At 63.5% G+C, this 19,500-nt stretch carries 13 protein-coding genes, 3 tRNA genes and 2 pseudogenes; 6 read left to right on the top strand and 12 right to left on the bottom strand.

Features of this window, described 5'->3' with window-relative positions:
- The first annotated feature begins 141 nt into the window (after positions 1-141).
- The 3 genes from MBENS4_RS19475 (at position 142) to MBENS4_RS19460 (ending at position 7,184) form a co-directional block, all read left to right on the top strand.
- Positions 142-2,319: an autotransporter assembly complex protein TamA gene (locus tag MBENS4_RS19475; RefSeq protein ID WP_340140855.1), complete on the top strand. Its 2,178-nt coding sequence runs from the start codon at positions 142-144 to the stop codon at positions 2,317-2,319.
- Positions 2,319-6,569: a translocation/assembly module TamB domain-containing protein gene (locus MBENS4_RS19470; protein WP_039393842.1), complete on the top strand. Its 4,251-nt coding sequence runs from the start codon at positions 2,319-2,321 to the stop codon at positions 6,567-6,569. Before MBENS4_RS19475 ends, MBENS4_RS19470 begins: the two co-directional genes overlap by 1 nt.
- 282 nt (positions 6,570-6,851) lie before the next feature.
- Positions 6,852-7,184, top strand: a complete 333-nt coding sequence (locus MBENS4_RS19460; protein WP_039393838.1) for a PilZ domain-containing protein — start codon at positions 6,852-6,854, stop codon at positions 7,182-7,184.
- Positions 7,185-7,207: 23 nt separating this feature from the next.
- Here the strand turns inward: MBENS4_RS19460 and MBENS4_RS19455 are convergent.
- The 9 genes and pseudogenes from MBENS4_RS19455 to MBENS4_RS19420 all read right to left on the bottom strand — a co-directional run bounded on the left by MBENS4_RS19455 (position 7,208) and on the right by MBENS4_RS19420 (position 13,443).
- Positions 7,208-7,283: transfer RNA gene (locus tag MBENS4_RS19455), tRNA-Lys, on the bottom strand.
- Positions 7,284-7,324: 41 nt separating this feature from the next.
- A tRNA-Lys gene (locus MBENS4_RS19450) sits at positions 7,325-7,400 on the bottom strand.
- A 39-nt stretch (positions 7,401-7,439) separates the two neighbouring features.
- Positions 7,440-7,515 (bottom strand) — tRNA-Lys (locus MBENS4_RS19445).
- Positions 7,516-7,630: 115 nt separating this feature from the next.
- Positions 7,631-8,754, bottom strand: a pseudogene (gene rodA / locus MBENS4_RS19440) (rod shape-determining protein RodA).
- Complete coding sequence (gene mrdA / locus MBENS4_RS19435; protein WP_084592247.1) at positions 8,751-10,856, bottom strand: penicillin-binding protein 2; 2,106 nt, start codon at positions 10,854-10,856, stop codon at positions 8,751-8,753. The pseudogene rodA and the gene mrdA overlap by 4 nt, the downstream one beginning before the upstream one ends.
- Positions 10,853-11,407, bottom strand: coding sequence for a rod shape-determining protein MreD (mreD, locus tag MBENS4_RS19430; protein ID WP_239026429.1), 555 nt, complete (start codon positions 11,405-11,407; stop codon positions 10,853-10,855). Before mreD ends, mrdA begins: the two co-directional genes overlap by 4 nt.
- Positions 11,407-12,063 (bottom strand): rod shape-determining protein MreC, encoded by a 657-nt coding sequence (gene mreC, locus MBENS4_RS19425; protein ID WP_242405021.1) that lies wholly within the window; start codon positions 12,061-12,063, stop codon positions 11,407-11,409. Before mreC ends, mreD begins: the two co-directional genes overlap by 1 nt.
- Positions 12,057-12,284 carry a hypothetical protein gene (locus MBENS4_RS26925; protein WP_242405020.1) on the bottom strand — a complete coding sequence of 76 codons (228 nt, stop codon included), beginning with the start codon at positions 12,282-12,284 and terminating at the stop codon, positions 12,057-12,059. The genes mreC and MBENS4_RS26925 overlap by 7 nt, the downstream gene beginning before the upstream one ends.
- A 112-nt stretch (positions 12,285-12,396) precedes the next feature.
- The gene (locus tag MBENS4_RS19420; RefSeq protein WP_039393837.1) at positions 12,397-13,443 is read right to left on the bottom strand and encodes a rod shape-determining protein; all 1,047 of its coding nucleotides are present in this window, start codon (positions 13,441-13,443) and stop codon (positions 12,397-12,399) included.
- 263 nt (positions 13,444-13,706) lie between these two features.
- Here MBENS4_RS19420 and mutL point away from each other — a divergent pair.
- Together mutL and MBENS4_RS19410 are read left to right on the top strand one after the other, a co-directional pair.
- A pseudogene (gene mutL, locus MBENS4_RS19415) lies at positions 13,707-15,556 on the top strand (DNA mismatch repair endonuclease MutL).
- A gap of 45 nt (positions 15,557-15,601) precedes the next feature.
- Positions 15,602-17,317: a recombinase family protein gene (locus tag MBENS4_RS19410; RefSeq protein ID WP_039393835.1), complete on the top strand. Its 1,716-nt coding sequence runs from the start codon at positions 15,602-15,604 to the stop codon at positions 17,315-17,317.
- 18 nt (positions 17,318-17,335) lie between these two features.
- On the opposite strand, the gene MBENS4_RS25555 is transcribed toward MBENS4_RS19410, so the two are convergent.
- Positions 17,336-18,118: a hypothetical protein gene (locus tag MBENS4_RS25555; protein WP_144401011.1), complete on the bottom strand. Its 783-nt coding sequence runs from the start codon at positions 18,116-18,118 to the stop codon at positions 17,336-17,338.
- A gap of 113 nt (positions 18,119-18,231) precedes the next feature.
- On the opposite strand from MBENS4_RS25555, the gene MBENS4_RS19400 reads away from it, so the two are divergent.
- Positions 18,232-18,504 carry a helix-turn-helix transcriptional regulator gene (locus MBENS4_RS19400; protein ID WP_039393830.1) on the top strand — a complete coding sequence of 91 codons (273 nt, stop codon included), beginning with the start codon at positions 18,232-18,234 and terminating at the stop codon, positions 18,502-18,504.
- 14 nt (positions 18,505-18,518) lie between these two features.
- On the opposite strand, the gene MBENS4_RS19395 is transcribed toward MBENS4_RS19400, so the two are convergent.
- Complete coding sequence (locus MBENS4_RS19395; RefSeq protein ID WP_039393828.1) at positions 18,519-18,764, bottom strand: hypothetical protein; 246 nt, start codon at positions 18,762-18,764, stop codon at positions 18,519-18,521.
- Between the two features lie 106 nt (positions 18,765-18,870).
- Positions 18,871-19,500: HNH endonuclease signature motif containing protein (locus MBENS4_RS24370; protein WP_206778146.1), on the bottom strand; the 630-nt coding region annotated here is incomplete at its 5' end.

Genomic DNA, 19,500 nt, shown 5'->3' with positions numbered 1-19,500 from the left:
TTGTTTATGAATGGACTAAGCGATACACCTTGTCTCCGTACCCGAACCAGGGGGGCTCGTGTTATCCGCTGCGGCTGCGCACTTCTGTCACTTTCGGTCGGCCTGGCCTACGCTGCGCCCGTTCTGGCGCAGGAAAGCCAGGTGTCGGGCGATCCGGCCATCCAGGAACGTGCCGAGGAGGCCTCCTCGCTGAAGGCCGGTGCGATGGATGTGCCCGCTCTGCCGGACGCGTCTGATCTGCCCGAGGTCGAACCCGTCATCGATGACGAGGAATTCAATTCCCGCGTTCCCGAACTGGGCGCGAGCGAGGATCCCGAGCTCGACAAACCGCTGGAATCGATCGCTGATTTCGAACGCCGCATGGCCGGAGAAGGCGAGAGTGAGGGCGCGCGCGTGCCCGAGGCGCCCGTACAGACGGTGCAGTCGCTCCCCGACGATGCGCAGACTGTCCGCGAGATCGAGAATGCGCCCATTCGCGACGCCGAGCTTTCCGAGCCTTTGCCGCCGCTCGACCAGTTCGAGGTGACCCCGGTCGAATTTGCCGAGGAGGGCGGCGAGGAGCAGCAGAGCGAGGTCCGCTACCGCGTCGAACTCGAGGGCCTTGAGAGCGCGGACGAGGAAAGCCCGACGGCCATAAAGAGCGTGTTCAACTCGCTCTCCGCCCTCAAGAAGGGCGATGGCAAGGCGAACAATACGGCCATGGTCTCTGCGCGCCTCGAAGAGGATGCGCAGCTTCTCCAGACCCTGCTCGAGGCGGATGGCTGGTATACGCCGCGTATCCGCACGCGCCTTGCCCCTGCGCGTGACAGCGACGAGGGCGATCTCACCGCGCGCATTTCGGTGGTTCCCGGACAGCGCTTCACGTTCTCGGACATCGTGATCGAGGCCGATCCGACCGAGCCGGAAGGTCTGATCGCGGACAACATGCCGCTCAAGGTCGGAGAGCCGATCGTGGCGCAGCGCGTGCAGGGTGCCGAAGCGCGCGTGGCGGTGGCCCTGCCGCAGAACGGCTATCCCTTCGCCAAGGTCGGCCAGCGCGATATCCTGCTCGACCGCGATACGGGCGATGGCGTGTACACCTTGCCCGTCACGATCGGTCCGCGTGGACGCTTCGGGGGTATCACGACCGATGGCGACACGGCCTTCGATGCCAGGCACGTGGGTGTGCTGGCGCGTTTCGAAGAGGGCGATCTCTATGACAGCCGCATGGTCGATGACCTGCGCAAGGCGCTCATTGGCACGAGCCTGTTCTCGACTGTCGCGGTCGAGCCCGAACAGACCGGGGAGGTGCTGGAGGACGGCACCGAGGCGGTGCGCCTCCACGTCAAGCAGGACAAGGGGCCTGCGCGCACGATCGCCGGTTCGCTCGGCTATGCGGCGGGTGAGGGTATCACCGCGCAGGCGGCCTGGACCCATCGCAACATGTTTCCGCCCGAAGGCGCTGTCAGCTTCAACGGAATCCTCGGCACGCAGCAGATGGGGCTTGGCAGCACCTTCCGCCGCTCCAATGCGGGCCAACGCGACCGCACGCTCGAACTGACCGCCGAGGCTTTCTACAACGATTATGATGCCTACGACGCTTATACCGGACGCCTGGCCGCGCGCATCAGCCGCGATTCGACCCCCTTGTGGCAGAAGCGCTTCACCTATGGTGCCGGCATCGAGCTGATCGGTACGGCCGAGACTGACTACAACGAGACCACCGGAGATCGCAGCCGCCGCACCTACTACATCGCGGGCGTCAACGGGCAGGTCGGATGGGACACCTCCGACAGCCTCCTCGATCCGACCAAGGGGTTCCGCCTGACTACGCTGATCCAGCCCGAGGCGACGCTCAACAAGGGGTTCAATCCCTACCTGCGCGCGCGGATCGATGGTTCGGCCTACTACCCGGTGACGGACAGCCTGGTGATCGCCGGGCGCGTGCGGTTCGGCACGATCCAGGGCGTGGGTCTGTTCGATCTCGCGCCTTCGCGGCGTCTCTATGCCGGTGGCGGCGGATCGGTGCGCGGCTTCAGCTATCAGGGGCTTGGTGAGCAGGCCCCCGATGACCGTCCGATCGGTGGGCGCAGCCTCAACGAGGGCTCCATCGAGGCGCGCTACCGTTTCGGAAACTACGGCGTGGTTGCCTTCGTCGACGCGGGCCAAGCCTATCGCGAGACCATGCCCCAGTTCAACGATATCCGCTACGGCGTGGGTATCGGCGGTCGCTTCTACACCAATTTCGGACCGATGCGCCTTGATGTGGCAACGCCCATCAACCGGCGCCCAGGAGAATCTTCCATCAACGTCTATGTCTCCATCGGGCAGGCCTTCTGATGGCCCAGGACGAACTTCCCGACACCGGCGAAACGGATACGGTGGAAGCCGCCCCGACCAAGCCGAGCCTGTGGCATCGCGCGCGCATACGCCTCGTAAAGACGGTCGTGGCTGCGGTGCTGGGGATCGTGGTGCTTGTCGCGGCCGTGATCTTCGGCATCGATACCGGGCCCGGACATCGCTTCGTGGCCGAGCAGATCGCCGGGCTGACCTTCGAGAATGGCATGCGGCTTCGCGTGGGCCGGATCGAGGGCTCCCTTTACGGCGAGATGACGCTGCATGACCTGTCCGTACGCGATACCAAGGGGGAATTCCTCTTCTCGCCCGAGATCCACGTCGACTGGCGGCCCTTTGCCTATCTCCAGAACCACGTCGATGTGCGCAGTGCGACGGCGGGCCAGATGGTTCTGCGCCGCGTGCCGGTGTTCAAGGAAACTCCGCCGAGCGAAGGCCCGCTGCTTCCTGATCTCGACATCGACATCGGCGAGCTGCGGGTCGACCGTTTCATCGCCGAGGCGCCGGTTTCGGGCGAACGCCGGATCATGTCGCTCTCGGGCGAGACGCATATTTCCGATGGCCGGGCCATCGTCGATGCCAAGGGCGCGACGATTCCCATCGAGGGCAAGGAGGGGGGCGACAGTTTCCTCGTGAAACTCGACGCTCAGCCTGCGAAGAACCGCCTCGGTATCGATCTGGATCTGAAGGCGCCCACCGAGGGTGTCATTGCCGCGCTAGCCGGCTTCACGCAGCCCATGGACCTGGCGCTGACGGGCAAGGGGGATTGGGCGAGCTGGGATGGGAAGCTCAAGGGCTCCTACGGCGGCGCCCCGCTGGCGGATCTTGCCTTGCGCGCGCGGGATGGAACTTTCCAGGTTCGTGGCGATACGCAGGTCGCACGTCTTTTCGAAGGGCCGACGGCGGCCCTCCTGGGGCCGATCACCCGCCTTGATGTGACCGCGGCACTTGCCGAGCGCAGCATGGCGGTCAAGGGAGAGGTCAGCAGTGACGCTTTCCGTCTCGTGCCTGCGGGCCGCATCGACCTGTCCGACAACACCTTCGAGGACTTCACGCTCGACTTCACCTTGCTCAGCCCTTCGGTGCTGACCGAGAACCTGCACGGTTCGGGGGTCGATGCCCACCTCGCTCTGGATGGCGCCTTTGCGACGCCGTCCGTGGACTACCAAATCACGGCCGCGCGTCTGGTCATGAACGACATGGGCCTGCAGGGCTTCACCGCACGCGGCGCGGCAACGGTCGATGCCGAGCGCATCCTCATTCCCGTCTCGGCGCGCGTCGCGCGGATCACGGGGCTCGACGCGGTTGCGGGAGGAACCCTGGAGCAGGTGCGTCTTGATGGCGATGTCGCGGTCAAGGGCACGCGCATCCTTTCGGACAACATGCGCCTACGCTCTGACCGCATCGATGCCGGGCTGCTCCTGGCCGCGGACATGAGCGAGGGCTTCTATACTGGCGCGCTCGACGGACGGATCGACAACTACGAGCTTTCCAGCGTCGGCATCTTCACGATCAACGCCGACATGGAGCTGAAGGGCGAGGGCGCGAACTATGGCCTCGACGGTACGGTCAAGGCGCGTTCCACCAAGCTCCTCAACGAGAATGTCGCGACCTACCTTGGCGGCGATTTTGCGGTGTCCTCACGCGTGCGTTACGGCGCGGACGGTGTGGCGCGCTTTTCGAACGTCAACCTGACTGCGCCTTACCTCAACGTGCGGGGCGGATCGGGCCTGTGGTCGCCTGATGGCCGTATTGCGTTCAACGCCGATGGCACGTCCGAGCAGTACGGAGCGATTGCGGTACGGGTAAAGGGCACCATGACCGATCCCGACGCGCACCTCACGGCTGAACGGCCGGGCCTGGGCATTGGTCTTGCCAATGTCGATGCGCGCGTGACCGGGGCGAAGGGCGGCTACCGTCTCGATATGACGAGCGATACCGATTACGGCCCGCTCAAGGCCGACGTCACGCTGGAAATGGCCAAGGCCATGGCGGTGCAGATCAATTCGGCCACGCTTTCGGGGATCGATTTCGCCGGACGCCTTGTCCAGACCGCCAGTGGGCCTTTCGCGGGCCAGCTGAGCGCTTCGGGCAATGGGGTCGGCGGCAAGGTCGATCTTTCGGCGGACGGCGAATACCAGGCCGCGAAGTTCAACCTGCGCGCCAAGGATACGGTATTCCAGGGGCCTGCAAACTTCGCCATCGGATCGGCTATCATTGATGGGCGTGCGGTGCTCTACGATCAGCCGCTGCTCGTCGCCGACGCGCAGGTGTCGGGCGTCAGCATGGGCGAATACAACCTGGCCGCAGGCCGCGTGCTGATCGATTACCGTGACGGAGCGGGCAAGGCGAAGGGGCTGGTCGAGGGTGTGAGCGGCATTCCCTTCCGGCTTGGCTTCAACGCCGAGATGCAGCCCGAGTTGTGGCGGGTGGCCCTGCGTGGTCGTATGCGGGGGCAGACTGTCAAGACGATCAACCCGGCCCGCATCGCCATCAAGGAGGATGGCTACGAGCTTCTGCCCAGCGCGGTCTCGATTGGCGGAGGCACCTTGCGGCTCTCGGGCGACTATGGCGCGGGCATGTCTCTCAAGGCACGGCTCGAAGGGCTCGACGTCGCCATGGCCAATGCGTTCATGCCCGGCCTCGGCCTTGGGGGGACGGTCAATGGCAGCGTCGATTTCGCGCAGGAGAACGCGGCCTCCTTCCCACAGGCCGATGCGCGTCTGACGCTTGCGAACTTCACGCGGACCAGCTCGAGCACTGTGAGCGAGCCGGTGAACATGAACCTTGTCGGCAAGCTGCTGGCTGACGGAGCGGAAGTGCGCTCGGTCGTGCGCCGCCGGGGCAGCGTGATCGGCCGTATGGCTGCCAACCTGCGGCCGCTTCCCGCGAGCGAAGGCCCGTGGATGGCGCGGCTTCTCGAGGCGCCCCTGAGCGGTGGCATCCGTTACAACGGGCCTGCAGCGACGCTGTTTTCCTTTGCGGGCCAGCCAGGCCAGTCGCTGACGGGCTCGGTTGGTTTGGCTGCGGACTTCTCCTGCAAGCTCATGGACCCATGCCTGAAGGGCGTGGTGAAGGGCCGGGGGCTCACCTATGAGAACCAGGCTTACGGGACCCGCCTTTCGGAGATGGATCTGGAAGGCGCCTTTACAGGGGACCGCTTTGCCTTGCGCTCGCTGAATGGCAAGGCTGGGGATGGTACGATCAAGGCCAACGGCTTTGTCAGCCTGTCGGCAGCCGGCGGCTATCCGATGGATATCAAGGTCGAACTCGACGATGCACGCCTCGCCAAGAGCAGCTCGCTGTCGGCAAGTGCCAGCGGTTCGCTGCGTTTCCAGAAGAAGCCGAGCGAAACGCCGCTCCTCTCGGGTGAAATACGGCTTCCCGAGACCCGCTACCAGATCGTGATGGACAGCGTCTCCGAAGTGCCCAAGCTGACCGGCGTGCGTTTCAAGCCGCGTCGCGGTCCGGTGCGCGTGTCGGGCGACGAGGAAGCGGAAAGCATGGCGGGTGCCTTCGGCAACATCCGTCTCGATCTCCATCTTCTCGCACCTGAGAAGCTCTACGTGTCCGGTATGGGCCTGGAGTCTGAATGGTCGGCCGACTTCACCATCAATGGCACGAGCAGCGAGCCGACCATGGCGGGCAAGGTGGAGCTTGTTCGCGGCACCCTGGGTTTCGCGGGTCGCTCCTTCGATCTCAGCGAGGGTCTCATCACCTTCAATGGAGGCCGCACGATCGATCCCACGGTGGCCATCACCGCGACCGAATCGATCGAGGACGTCCAGGTGAGCGTGATTGTCTCGGGCCAGGCCTACGATCCCCAGTTCGACTTCAATTCCTCGCCCAGCCTGCCCGACGACGAAATCGTCTCGCGCATCCTGTTCGGCAGCTCGGTAGCGAACCTCTCGGCCATCCAGGCCGTCCAGCTCGCCTCCTCGCTCAACTCGCTGCGGGCCTCGGGCGGCGGTCTGAACCCGCTTGGATCGCTGCGCTCGGCGACCGGTGTCGACCGGCTGCGTATCCTGGGCGCGGATGAGGACAGCGGGCGCGGAACGGCGCTTGCTGCAGGTCAGTACCTGACCGACGACATCTACGTCGAACTCATCACCGATGCCCGCGGGTTCACCGCGACCCAGCTGGAGGTCAGCGTGACCAACTGGCTCTCGGTCCTGAGCCAGGCGGGTGGTTCGGGCGTCAACAGCGTCAACGTGCGCATCCGGAAGGATTATTGATGCCGCGATGTGCTCTTGTCTTGCGAACCTTGGTGCTGGCAGGGGCAGGCTTGCTCGCCGCCTGCCAGCAGGAGCCCGGGTTCGATGAGCGCTACGAAGACGCCACGAAGCGCATTGAGGCGAGCAGCAAGGCCATCGATGCGCAGCTGGCCCCTACGGCCGCACCTACGCGCGGCGGTGGCGCTGCGGCGGCGCCTGTCAGGTAGGCCTGAGGCAACCTGGTGTTTACCTGCCTTTGCTATCGATTGCAGAAGAAGGTCGCGCATCACGAAAGGTTTAGGAATGTACGCCGGAAATCCCGGTGATCGGCTGTCCGGTCGCCATGAGGTGCTGCTGAGCGCGCGCTGCCGCAAGTCCCCCTGGAAGGTCTTTGATGTCGAGATCGGCAATCTGGGAGCTGGCGGCTGCTCGATCCTGCGGAGCCGGGAGAGCTTTGCGCAAGGCGAGGAAGTCACGTTGCGATTCGCCCATCTCAAGCCGCGCAAGGCGCGCGTACGCTGGGTGCGCGAAGGGGCTGTCGGCATCGAATTCGTGCACGCACTTGCGCCGGCAACGATAACCGATCTCAATGCCCGCTACGGACTGTCCATGGCGCTGCCACAGCATCCGGCGTGATTGTCGATGTCAGGAGAGGGGGGTGGTGGACGCACTTGGGCTCGAACCAAGGACCCGCTGATTAAGAGTCAGCTGCTCTACCAACTGAGCTATGCGTCCCCACGAGAGGGCCATCCCTGTAAGGATGGTTGGTAAGGTGGTGGTGGACGCACTTGGGCTCGAACCAAGGACCCGCTGATTAAGAGTCAGCTGCTCTACCAACTGAGCTATGCGTCCCCACGAAAGGGCCACCCCGAAGAGTGGTTGATGAAGGCTTGGTGGACGCACTTGGGCTCGAACCAAGGACCCGCTGATTAAGAGTCAGCTGCTCTACCAACTGAGCTATGCGTCCACTTTTAGCCTTCTGCCGTGAGCCGGTGTGAAGCCGTTTGGCTTCGCCGATTCGGCGGCGGAGTGGCTCCTATACAGGCTCATTCGAGGAAGGGAAGAGAAAACTTGAAATTTTTTCAGGTGAATGACGAAGGTCCACGGTTCCAGCGGTTTACGGCGAGCAAAACGCCCAGGCAGATCATGTTGGTGAGCATCGAGGTTCCGCCATGGCTCATCCACGGAAGCGGGATGCCAACGACCGGCGCCATGCCCATCACCATCATCAGATTGATGGCCACGTAGAAGAAGATCGTCGTGCTCATTCCGGCGGCCAGCAGGCTGGAGAAGCGGTCCGGAGCCTTGGCCGCCACGCGCAGCCCCCAGCTCAGGATGATCGCAAAGACCGCGATCACGAAGAGGCCGCCCACCATGCCCCATTCCTCGGCCATGGTGGCGAAGACGAAGTCGGTATGGGCCTCTGGAAGATATTGCAGGTGGCTCTGCGAACCGTTGCCGAAGCCCTTGCCGAACACGCCGCCCGATCCGATCGCAATCTTGGACTGGATGATGTGGTAGCCATCGCCTTGCGGATCAGCCTCGGGGTCGAACAGCGTCAGGACGCGCTTCCTCTGGTAGTCGTGGAGCACGAAGAAGAAGGCCGCGGGGACGATGGCGATCAGCGGAACCGTCGCGCCGAGGAACCAGCTGATCGGGAGCCTGCGAGAAACATGATGACGACGCCGCCAAAGCAGATCGCGAGCGCTGTTCCCAGATCGGGCTGGATCAGCACGAAAACGGCGGGAATGCCAATCAGGATGCAGGCAGGCACCAGGCCGCGCCAGCTACGGGTAAGCGGCGCGGGAAGGGTCTCGTAGAACTTGGCCAGGACGAGGACGATACCCGGCTTCATCAGCTCGGAGGGCTGGAGCGTCATGAAGCCGAGGTCCAGCCAGCGCTGGCTGCCGCTGCCGACACCGATGCCGACCGCGCCGACCAATTCCACCAGCACGAGCAGCATCAGGATCAGGGCGTAGGTTGGATAGGCCATGATCCGGAAGAAATTGCGGCTGAACATGGAGATGACGAAGGCCATCACCAGGAACAGGCCAAAACGCAGGACATGGCTCTGTGCATAGGGGTGCAGACTGCCCCCGGCCGCCGAATAGAGCACGGCGCCGCCCAGGCCCACGAGCGCGAAGAGTGGTATGAGCACGATCCAGGGCTGGCGTGCAAAGACCACGGGCAGGTTCATCAGGCTCATTGCGTGGTCTGCCCGCTAGTGGTGGCGGCGGAGGGCGCTGCGTCCGACGTATCGGGCGACGCGTTCGCGCTTGGCGATGCAACCGGCTCGGGGCGGGGGCTCTGGGCTTCGCTCATGATGGGTTGGGGCTGGCTCTGCGTGTTTTCAGCGTCGCGCACGGCTTCGGCTTCCTGTTCGGTCGAGACCTTGGGGGCCGAGACGCCGTACTGCCGAACATAGGAGCCGTAGCGCGAATCGGCGCGTTCCTGCGCGGTGCCGCCCCACTGGCTCTCATATTCGGTGAGACGCTCCATCGCGGCCTCCTTGTCCCACAGGTAGGTCATCACGTCGCGCGCGATGGGGTAGGCCGCGCCCGAGCCTCCGCCGTGCTCGATGGCAACGGCGCAGGCGTAGCGGGGCTTGTCCCAGGGCGCGAAGCAGATGAAGTGGCCGTGGTCGCGGTACTTGAAGGGGCCGGTCTTGCCGTTCGAGATGCTGAGGCTGACGACCTGCGCCGTACCCGTCTTGCCCGCCAGCAGCACGTCCTTCATGGGCAGCGCGGCGCGGTGTGCCGTACCGGGGCCGTTGACCACGTCCGACATCGCCTTGTGGACGTAGTCGAGGTGGTCCTGCGGGATACCCAGCGATTCGGCGTGCTGCGGCTTACCGGTGTGGATCAGGCGCGGCTGCAGGTTAAGGCCGCTTGCGATGCGCGAGGCCATGACCGCCTGCTGCAGCGGGTTCACGAGGAAGTAGCCCTGGCCGATGGTTGCGTTCACCGAATCGAAGGTCTGCCACTCGCGCTCGTACTTGCGCAGCTTCCAGGCCGGGTCCGGCACCGTGCCGTAGGACTGGCCAACGACGGGCAGGTCGAACTCCTGCCCGAGGCCCAACTTGCGCGCCATCGCGGCAATGACGTCCATGCCCATGCGCTGGACCATCGCGTAGAAATAGACGTCGCAGCTCTGGTAGATGCCCTTGGCCATGTCGACCTGGCCGTGGCCACGCCGGTTCCAGCAGTGGAACACGCGGTTGCCCACGCGCAGGCCGCCGCCGCAATAGACGGTCTCGTTCGGGTCAAGGCCGGCTTCGCGGAAAGCGAGGCTGACCATCGGCTTGACGGTGGAGCCGGGCGGGTAGAGCCCGCGCAGGACCTTGTTGCGCAAAGGCACGTGGTCGTCATCCGACAGCATCTTCCATTCCAGGCGGCCGATGCCGTCGGAGAAGCTGTTGGGATCGAAGCTGGGCATCGAAGCCATCGCGAGGATGTCGCCGTTGTGGCAGTCCATCACGACAACCGAGCCGGACTCGGTGCCGATGCGCCGTGCGGCATAGGACTGCAGGCCCGCATCGATGGTGAGCTTGACGGTGTCGCCGGGAATGTCGTCGCGTGTTTCGAGGTCGCGGATGATGCGTCCGCGCGCGGTGACTTCGGTGCGCCGGGCGCCCGGCTTGCCGCGCAGTTCCTTCTCGAACACCTTTTCCAGGCCGTCCTTGCCGACCTTGTAGCCCGGCGTCAGGAGCAGCGGATCACGGTCCTTCTCGTACTCCTCGGCAGAGGCGGCACCGACATAACCGATAAGGTGGCCCACGTTCACGCCGTCGGGGTAATAGCGCGAGTAACCACGCTGGGTAACGACGCCGGGCAGTTCGGGCAGGCGCACGCTGACGGCCGAGAAACGGTCGAGATCGAGCCCACTTGCAACCTGCACCGGGGCAAAGCCACGGGCGTCCTCAAGCTTGTCCTGCAGGTCCTGCCGCGCGACGGGGGTGAGGTCGAGCAGATCGCCGAGCATCGCAACGGTCTCGGCCTTGTCGTGCATGCGCTCGGGGATCACGTCGACGCGAAAATCGGCGCGGTTGGAGGCAAGCGGGGTGCCATGCCGGTCGAGGATCCAGCCCCGGCGCGGCGCGATCAGCGAGAGGTTGACGCGGTTGCTCTCGGCCTCGAGCTGGTACTTCTCGTTCTCGAACACGGCGAGGTAGCCCAGGCGTGCGGCGAGAAGGCAAGCGACCCCGCCCTGGACCGAACCGAGCACGACGGTGCGCCGGTCGAAGCTGTTGCGCAGGATGCCGTTGGAAATGTGGGGCTTGGGCTTGGCGCGGCGAAAGCGGAATTTCATCGGGTGATCCGCACCGCGGTCAGGCGCAGGCGGTCAAGAACGGCAACCAGGCGTCCAATGAGGGGGTAGGCGAAAATCGAGATCACGAGTTGAGGCACCACGACATGAATGGGGGCATTGGCGGCAACCAGGTTGGACAGGAGATAGCTGCCCAGAATGTAGAGGATGATGAGACTGGTGGCTACCAGCCATTCGGTGGCGAAATTGCGCCAAGGGAAGCGCTCTTCCAGGTTGTCGATGGCGATGGCCGCGAGCGACCACAGAAGCACCGCGGAACCGAAGGGTTGGCCCGAAAACAGATCGTCGACGAGGCCGAGCGGCAGGCCCGCCCACAGCGGCAGGAGCCCCGGGCGCAACTGGCGCCAGGCAAGGAAGGTCAGGAACCCGAACGGGGGGAACATCGGGGCCGAGGCGATCACGAACCAGGTCGGAACGATTGTGGCCAGCACCACCGACAGCCAGGGCACGACCTGGGCCAGGATCGGGGAGGGGGCCCGGTTGATCCGCGGACGCGGCCCATCGTCGCGGCGCGTCGTGGGGCCTTCGAGCACTAGGGCTTCTCCGCAGGGGCTTCGACCGGCGGTGCCTCCGGGGCCCAGGCCCTTTCGACGAGCACGTAGTCGGCATCGGTCGGGTTGCTGATCACGCGGGCAATGGCGCCGTCGCGCAGGATTTCGGTGAGGACCGCCATCGGCGTGCCGGGGCGGTAAAGGCCACCAGCGCCCGAGGAGACGATGACATCGCCCTTCTTGAGCGGATTGATGCCCAGGTTCACGAGGCGAACCCGCAAGGTGCCATCGCCCTGGCCCTGTGCGAAGCCGGCGACGCCGTCCTTGGTGCGGCGGATCGGAACCAGGCTCTCGGTGTCGGTGATGAGGAGGACGCGCGCGCTGGTCTGGCCCACTTCGAGGACGCGGCCGATGAGCCCGCGCGCAGAGCGAACCGGCATGCCCTTTTCCAGGCCCTTGTTGCGTCCCACGCCCAGCGTTGCAAAGCGGCGCGTGCTCGACGGGGTCGACGCGGTCAGGGTGGCGACCGCAACCACGTCCTTGCGCGTGCGGGTGAGCTTGAGCATGTCCTTGAGACGCGCGTTCTCGGCCTCGATGGCTTCAGCCTCGACCAGGCGCGACTTCGCGATCGCGAGCTCCTTTTCGAGCTTCGCGTGGCGGCTTCCCATCTTGAAGAAGCCGGTAACGCTGTTCAGCACGTTGTCGCCGAAGCTGCGCCCCTTTGCGGTCGCTTCGGGGCCGGGTCGGTCGCGTCGGCGGCAATCGCACGCAAGCTCTGGAAACTGCTGGGATTGACGGCCGAGATCACGATCAGGACAAGCCCGATGACCACGCCCACCACGCCCGCAGTATGGCTGATAAACGAAGAAAATTGCGCTCTGCGGGAATATCCGGAGCGCTTGCTTGCCGGCGGCGCCATGCGCCCTGCACTCCAAGTCGAGCCGGACCTCTCCCGCGAGGGGAGGGGCTCCGGGTATTGCATCAATCAACGGGCGAGGAGCGCGCGGTGCGCTCTTCGCCTCGGCGGTGGATCAGGCGGACATCAGCACGCCCTGGTACACGGAATCTTCCATCGCACGGCCGGTGCCGAGCGCGACGCAGGACAACGGATCTTCGGCGACGCTGACGGGAAGGCCGGTTTCCTCGCGCAGATAGTCGTCGAGGCCGCGAATGAGTGCGCCGCCGCCGGTCAGGACGATGCCCTGGTCGACAATGTCGGCGGCGAGTTCGGGCGCGGTGTTTTCCAGCGCGATGCGCACGCCTTCGATGATCGCCCCGATGGGCTCGGCCAGCGCTTCGGCGACATTGGCCTGCGTGATCGAGATTTCCTTGGGCACGCCGTTCACGAGGTCGCGGCCCTTGATGTGGATCGTCTCACCTGCGCCATCTTCGGGCATGACGGCAATGCCGTAGTCCTTCTTGATGCGCTCTGCCGTGGCGTCCCCGATGAGGAGGTTGTGGTGGCGGCGCACGTAGGAGACGATCGCCTCGTCCATCTTGTCGCCGCCCACGCGCACCGAGGTGGTGTAGGCAAGGCCGCGCAGCGAAAGCACGGCGACCTCGGTGGTGCCGCCGCCGATGTCGACGACCATCGAACCGACCGGTTCGGTGACAGGCATGTCGGCGCCGATTGCCGCAGCCATCGGCTCCAGGATCAGGAAGACTTCGCGCGCGCCGGCGTTGCTGGCGGCGTCGCGGATGGCGCGGCGCTCGACCGAGGTCGAGCCCGAGGGCACGCAGATCACGATCTTGGGGTAGCGGAAGAGATTGGACTTGCCGTGCACCTTGCGGATGAAGTGCTTGATCATCTCTTCGGCGATCTCGATGTCGGCGATGACGCCGTCACGAAGCGGGCGGATGGCCTCGATGTTGTCGGGCGTCTTGCCCATCATCAGCTTGGCGTCGTCGCCGACCGCCTTGACCTTCTTCACGCCGTTCATGGTCTCGATCGCGACGACCGAGGGCTCGTTCAGAACGATGCCGCGGTCCTGCACGTAAACGAGCGTGTTCGCGGTACCCAGGTCGATCGCCATGTCCTGAGAGCCGAGTTTGAAGAATCGCGAGAAGGGGCCAGCCATCTATTATCCGTATGATTTCCAGTCGCGAGGCGTTGCGCGAGGCGTGCCTGCGAAAGTCTGTTTTGCAAGAGAGAGGCTCCCTTAAACCATCGATTCGCGAAAGGCCAAAAATTTGTGTCGATTTCCGGTGGGTTTCCTCCGGTATCCGTCTCGAAATCGCGGCGCTTCGTCGTTAGTTTCAAGGGCTAGGGGTGTGCTTGCCGGCACATGCTCTGATTATGCGCCTGCAGGTGCCGTAAATTCTCCGCAAATTCAGGAATTCCATGCCCACGATTCGCCGTTTGCCCGAACATCTCGTCAACCGCATCGCTGCCGGTGAGGTTGTCGAGCGCCCGGCCTCGGCGCTCAAGGAGCTGGTGGAAAACGCGGTGGACGCGGGCGCCACGCAGATCACCGTGCGCATTGCCTCGGGTGGCTTGGACCTCATCGAGGTCACCGACGATGGCTGCGGCATGCGCCCCGACGAAATGGCCCTCGCGCTCGAGCGCCACGCAACCTCGAAGCTTCCCGACGAACATATCGAGATGGTCTCGACGCTGGGCTTCCGCGGCGAGGCGCTGCCTTCGATCGGCTCGGTTGCGCGCCTAACCATCGAGAGCCGCCCGCGCGGCGCGGACGAGGGCTGGAAGCGGGTGACCGACCATGGCGTGGTGACCGAGGATGGTCCGGCGGCCTTGCCGCCCGGAACCCGCATCCGGGTCGAGGACCTGTTCGGCAAGGTGCCCGCGCGCCGCAAGTTCCTGCGCACGCCGCGCTCCGAGTACGCCGCGTGCCAGGATGTGGTGCGCCGTCTCGCGATGGCCCGGCCCGACATCGGTTTCGTCCTCGAACACGATGGGCGCCGCGTCATCGCGGTCCAGCCCGATGAAGAACTGGCTTCACGGGTCGCTCGACTTGTGGCGCGCGAACTCGCCGAGGATGGCGTCCTCATCGATTCCGAGCGGGGCAACGCCCACCTGACGGGCGTTGCAGGCTTGCCGACCTACAACCGCGGTGTCGCCGATCACCAGTACCTTTTCGTCAACGGTCGCCCGGTCAAGGATCGCCTGCTGACCGGCGCCGTGCGCGGGGCTTACGCCGACATGCTGGCGCGTGACCGGCATGCGGTGCTCGCCCTTTTCCTCTCGATCCCGCCCGAGGAGGTCGACGTCAACGTCCATCCGGCCAAGACCGAAGTGCGCTTTCGGGACCCGGCCTTCATCCGCGGTTTCCTGGTCGGCGCGCTGCGTCACGCGCTGGAAGCGGCCGGACAGAAGAGCGCGCAGCCACCCTCGGCGAACGCATGGGCAACTGGCAGGTCGAGCCCGCAGCGCCAGCCCGCAGCGCAGAGCCCGCGCCCTCGATCGGCTCGCTCTTTGCACGCGAATACGCTCCCCAGCGCACCTTCTTCCCGAGTGGTGGCGGGGCAGGGCGCGTGGCCGAAGGCGCCGCCGCCTGGCGTGCCTACGAGGCCGACGTCATGGCGCAGCCTTCGGGCCGGGCCGAAGCTCTTTCCGAAGAGCCCGATGCGGCGGAGGAAGAGGCGCTGCGCTATCCCCTGGGTGTGGCGCGCGGCCAGATTTCGAACACCTACATCGTGGCCGAAGCCGAAGATGGCCTCGTCATCGTGGACCAGCACGCCGCGCACGAACGCCTGGTGCTCGAACGCCTCAAGGCGGCGGGCGCGGAAGAGGCGATGAACCGCAGCCAGGCGCTCCTCCTTCCCGAGGTGGTCGAACTGGAGGAAGTCGCGTGCGATGCTTTGGAGGAGAAACTGGAGGATCTCGCGCGCTTCGGCCTCGTGCTCGAACGCTTCGGGCCCGGCGCCATGCTGGTGCGCGCAATCCCCTCTGTCCTGCGCAAGTCGAGCGCGGAGGCGCTGGTGCGCGACGTCGCCGACGATCTGGCCAAGAACGGCGATGCCTTGCTCCTGGGCGAGCGGCTCGATCTCGTGCTGGCGACGATGGCCTGCCATGGCTCGGTCCGGGCCGGTCGCACGCTTTCGGTGGCCGAGATGAACGCGCTGCTGCGTGAAATGGAGCACACGCCGCGCTCGGGGCAATGCAACCATGGACGCCCTACGTGGGTGAAACTCGACCTAAAAAGCGTCGAGAAGCTTTTCGGCAGGCACTGATCGCGAATATCGCGAATCACGATCCTGCTCCGGTAGGATCGACGAATGACCAAAACCGCCCACATTTATATCCGTTTCAGCACCCTTGAGCAGCGCGAGGGCACTTCCACGCGTCGGCAGAAGGATGACTGTCTCCGGCATATAGAGTCCAAGGGGTGGAAGCTTGGTGAGGTGCTGATCGATGAAGGCCGGTCGGCTTTCAGCGGTGATAACCGCACCGAAGGGGCTGCGCTCGCCATTTTCGAGAATGAAGCATCGATGGGGCTTCACCATGGTTCGATTCTACTCGTCGAGCGCCTCGACCGTCTGTCACAACAAGGGCTTGAAGATACCTTCGATCTCATTCGCCACTTCGGGCGGCATGGTGTTCATGTCGCAACGGTAGACGGTGACACATTCTATGAGGCTGGCGCGCGGCTCGACCTCGTGCAGGTCATCACGATGCTGGTGAAGGCCGAAACGGCGCGGGAAGAGAGTGAGAAGAAATCGGAGCGCCTGAAACGCCGATATGAAATTCGCCGCAACGACGCAGAGACTATGAAGAGGCCGATGAGTCGCACCTGTCCTGCGTGGTTGGTCGTCGAGGATGGCGTTTACAATATCGATAAGGCCAAGGCCAAGGTTGTTCGCGAGATATGGGGTATGGCAGACTCCGGGATGGGCGCGCACTCGATTGCTCGTAAACTCAACCGAGAGGGCGTCGAGACTTGGGGGAGATGGGGCCGAAAGGCCGCAGTCTGGGATCGGGCACGGATCAGCAAAATCCTCAACGACCCTGCGGTGATCGGTGAATATCAGCCCCACATCATGCGGGACGGCAAGCGTGTGAAGCACGGCGAACCATTCAAGTTGTTCCCTGTGATTGTTGAGCCTGAGCTTTTCGCTCGTGTCAGGGCGACAGCTAAAACCCGCCTCGAAACAAAGGGCGGCGGGCGTTCTGCCGTGGTCGTCAACTTGGTGTCGGGTCTTGCTCGATGTTCTGAGTGTGGCGGGAAGATGGAATACAAACGGATCAAGCCTGCTGGAAGCACATATGTGGCGAAGAGCGGCAATGTCCTAACCCATAAGCGTGATGTCGCGGCACTGGTGTGCCGCAATGCAGCCAATCACGGCAAATGCCCGAACCGGTCGCAGCTTACCTACATGGGCTTTGAGGATGCCTTGCTGGATTCTCTCTTGCCGCTTGCGATGGATGACAAGGCGTTCCTGCGCCGAGATGAGGTCGCGCAGTTAAATGGGCTCATTGCTGAGAAAACCCGCGAAGCCGAACATGCGAAGGTGAGGGCGGAGAGGCTTTGGTTGGCATTTGCAAATGATGGAAATGGGCCCTCGGCGATGGCGCAGCGGCTTGCGGAAGGCGCGGAAGCGGAGGCCAACGACTGCGAGGCGGCAATCGCGGAGCTTCATAAGCAGCGGGAGAAAGCCATGGGCAAGGCGTCAGGCGAGGAGCATTTGTCCCGGATCGCGTCGATCCGTCAGCATCTCTACGATGAAGACTTGGAGGTTAGGGCGGTCCATCGCCGCAAAGTCATGGAAGCCATTCGCAGTGTATGCGAGCGCGTGACCTGCTTCCCGAGCCGGGAGGTGCGTGTTTCACTCATCAACGGCACCCGCATGATTTCAATCAAGCCGGGAATGGGCAGGTCACCGGCAAAAATTTCGCATCTGGATATGGTTCATCCGACCCGCGAATACCCCGGCGATAGTTTGGTCGGGCAGGAACTGCGTCGTCGGATCAAGGAGGCGCGGGTAGGGCGGTAGACCGGACCTGTCCAGCGTTCATTCTGCTTCGTCGGGCGGCAAGATTTTCCAGCCCATCGCTTTCATATCGGGCGGTAAGGCGGATCGATCACTCATTTTTGATAGATACGCGCGGATGTTTGCGAGGTCGTCCTCATGTCCGCTATATTCAACGCCCTGCTCTACAGCCATCTCACGCCGCATCACCTCTCCCTTCTTTCGTTCGACGATTTCCTTCGCGACATCATCGTTCACTTCGATGGTTCCAAACAGTGCTTGCGCCAAGAATGACCATGGCGGAGGGCCTAAAAGACCGAGTTTTATGCGGTCGTTGGGATCGAAGTTGGGTCTATTCGATGGAATGACCCATTCGTCTGGATGGACCGGATTGAAAACGAATGGTCGTGTGGTTTTGTCGGCGATAGGGAGGTGATGTAAAAACACCTTGACCGCTTCGTGATGCTGCCATTCATGCCAAAGCTGAAAGATCATCAACTGTGGGTCGATATTAAATTCATCGGCGGCCTCGGACGCCTGCATCCGTAGTTTTTTAATTTTTCCGCGTTCAACGCCAAAATCAGAAAACGCTTTCTGAATATGGTTCTTGTTGACAGGTCCGCCGCGCGGTGCGGCGAAGCCTCGTGCATTGAGTTGCGCGGCAATCTCTTCGTTGGTTTCGCCAAGTTCGCGCGCGATTGCTCGAATCTCGAATTGGAAATCTAAAAGCCAGCGATTTGCACGCTTTCCGCTCGACGCGTGACCTTTTCGTCTGCCTTTGTGGCGGGCGGCTGCTGTCAGGACTTCTGGGGTTCGGTTTGCCATTGTTTCACTAAATTAGGTTTCTCACTGGAGAGCAAGGGACGAATATATAAACCGAACTGCGAACGACGCTGCGCAGCCGGTTACGCACAAACTCAACTCGAAAGAGAATGCGTATGACTGGACTGACTACCTGTGAAATCCTTGCCCGCACCGGCGTTTCGACGACCACTTTCCACGAGTGGCGCACGCTTCGCGGGTTTCCCGCGCCGATCATCGGTGATGTCTTCGACCGCTACGAGGTGGAACGGTGGCTTGCGGACACCAGCGCGCCGATTGCACCGCTTTTGCTGACTGGCCCGCAGATCGTCGCGCTCACCGTTCCGGCCCTCACCAGTGGGGCGCAGGCAAGGGACGATTGCGAGGGTGCGCTGAACGAGCGCGGGTGACGCGTTCTGGTGCTTTATCCGCGCCATTTCGTCACCCGATAAAGCTGCTCAAGTTCGCTTCGGGAGAACCGCAGGAAGAACGCATCGACGGGAACTGTCGTGATGTCGCCTTCGCGGTGATGCGCTGGGATCGGATCGGCGGTCAGCGCGAGCATATTCAAATATCGAACCGCAGCGCGGTGCCAGTGGACCCGTCGCCTGCGGCCTTCCTTGGTGGAGAGGGTGGCGAGATCGGCGTAGAAGTGTTCGAGCAAAGTCATCGGGTGAGAAGGGCCGCTATCATGGGTGTGATAGCGGCCCGAGGAGACAGGAGAGTGTGGGCGGCGAGGAGAACCAATGGCTCACCGCCCACATTCCTATTTATCTTCACGCCGCCATCGAGATGATGACGGTGCCGCGAACCCTGCCACGCGGGACGAAGGCGAAATCGCCGTGAACTTCCAGCGCTGCGCGGAGATACGCCTCGGCGGCTTCTTCTTCGCGCTCGAAGGTGCCGAGGTAGACTGCGCGTCCGCCCACACGGATATAGGTGCGCCATTTTTTGCCGGAGCGGCTTACACCTTTGAATCGTGATTCACCACGCAGCTTGCGAGAGATGATGTTTTGCCCTCGGGTTGCAATCCGTAGGTTGGTAAGTGCGTTGTTCGTTTTGTCGCCATCGCGGTGATCGATTTCACCATCAGGCCATTCGCCAAAATGGAGCGCCCATGCAATTCGATGACCGAGCAGACACTGTTCGCCGACGCGAATCCAGCAGTATCCTTGGTTCATCAAACCGCCAGCGGGCTTGTTCGCATAGCGGCGATTGAATGCAACCGTGTAGCGGTCGGTTTCTTCCCGCCATTTTGCGCGAATGATGCCGGTGTCGGGCTCATAGGTGAAGCGACGGTGAAGTTCATCGACGGTCGGAAGGGGGCGCTGACGAGGGCGAGGCATTACTGTTCCTCCCCGGTCGCGGTGATGCAATTGTCGATTGCGTTGATGAGTCGGTTGAAT

This window comes from Novosphingobium sp. MBES04 (assembly GCF_000813185.1).
Classification (GTDB): Bacteria; Pseudomonadota; Alphaproteobacteria; order Sphingomonadales; family Sphingomonadaceae; genus Novosphingobium; species Novosphingobium decolorationis.
The sequence above is the reverse complement of the archived record's forward strand: the minus strand, read 5'-3'. Positions and strand labels throughout refer to the sequence as shown.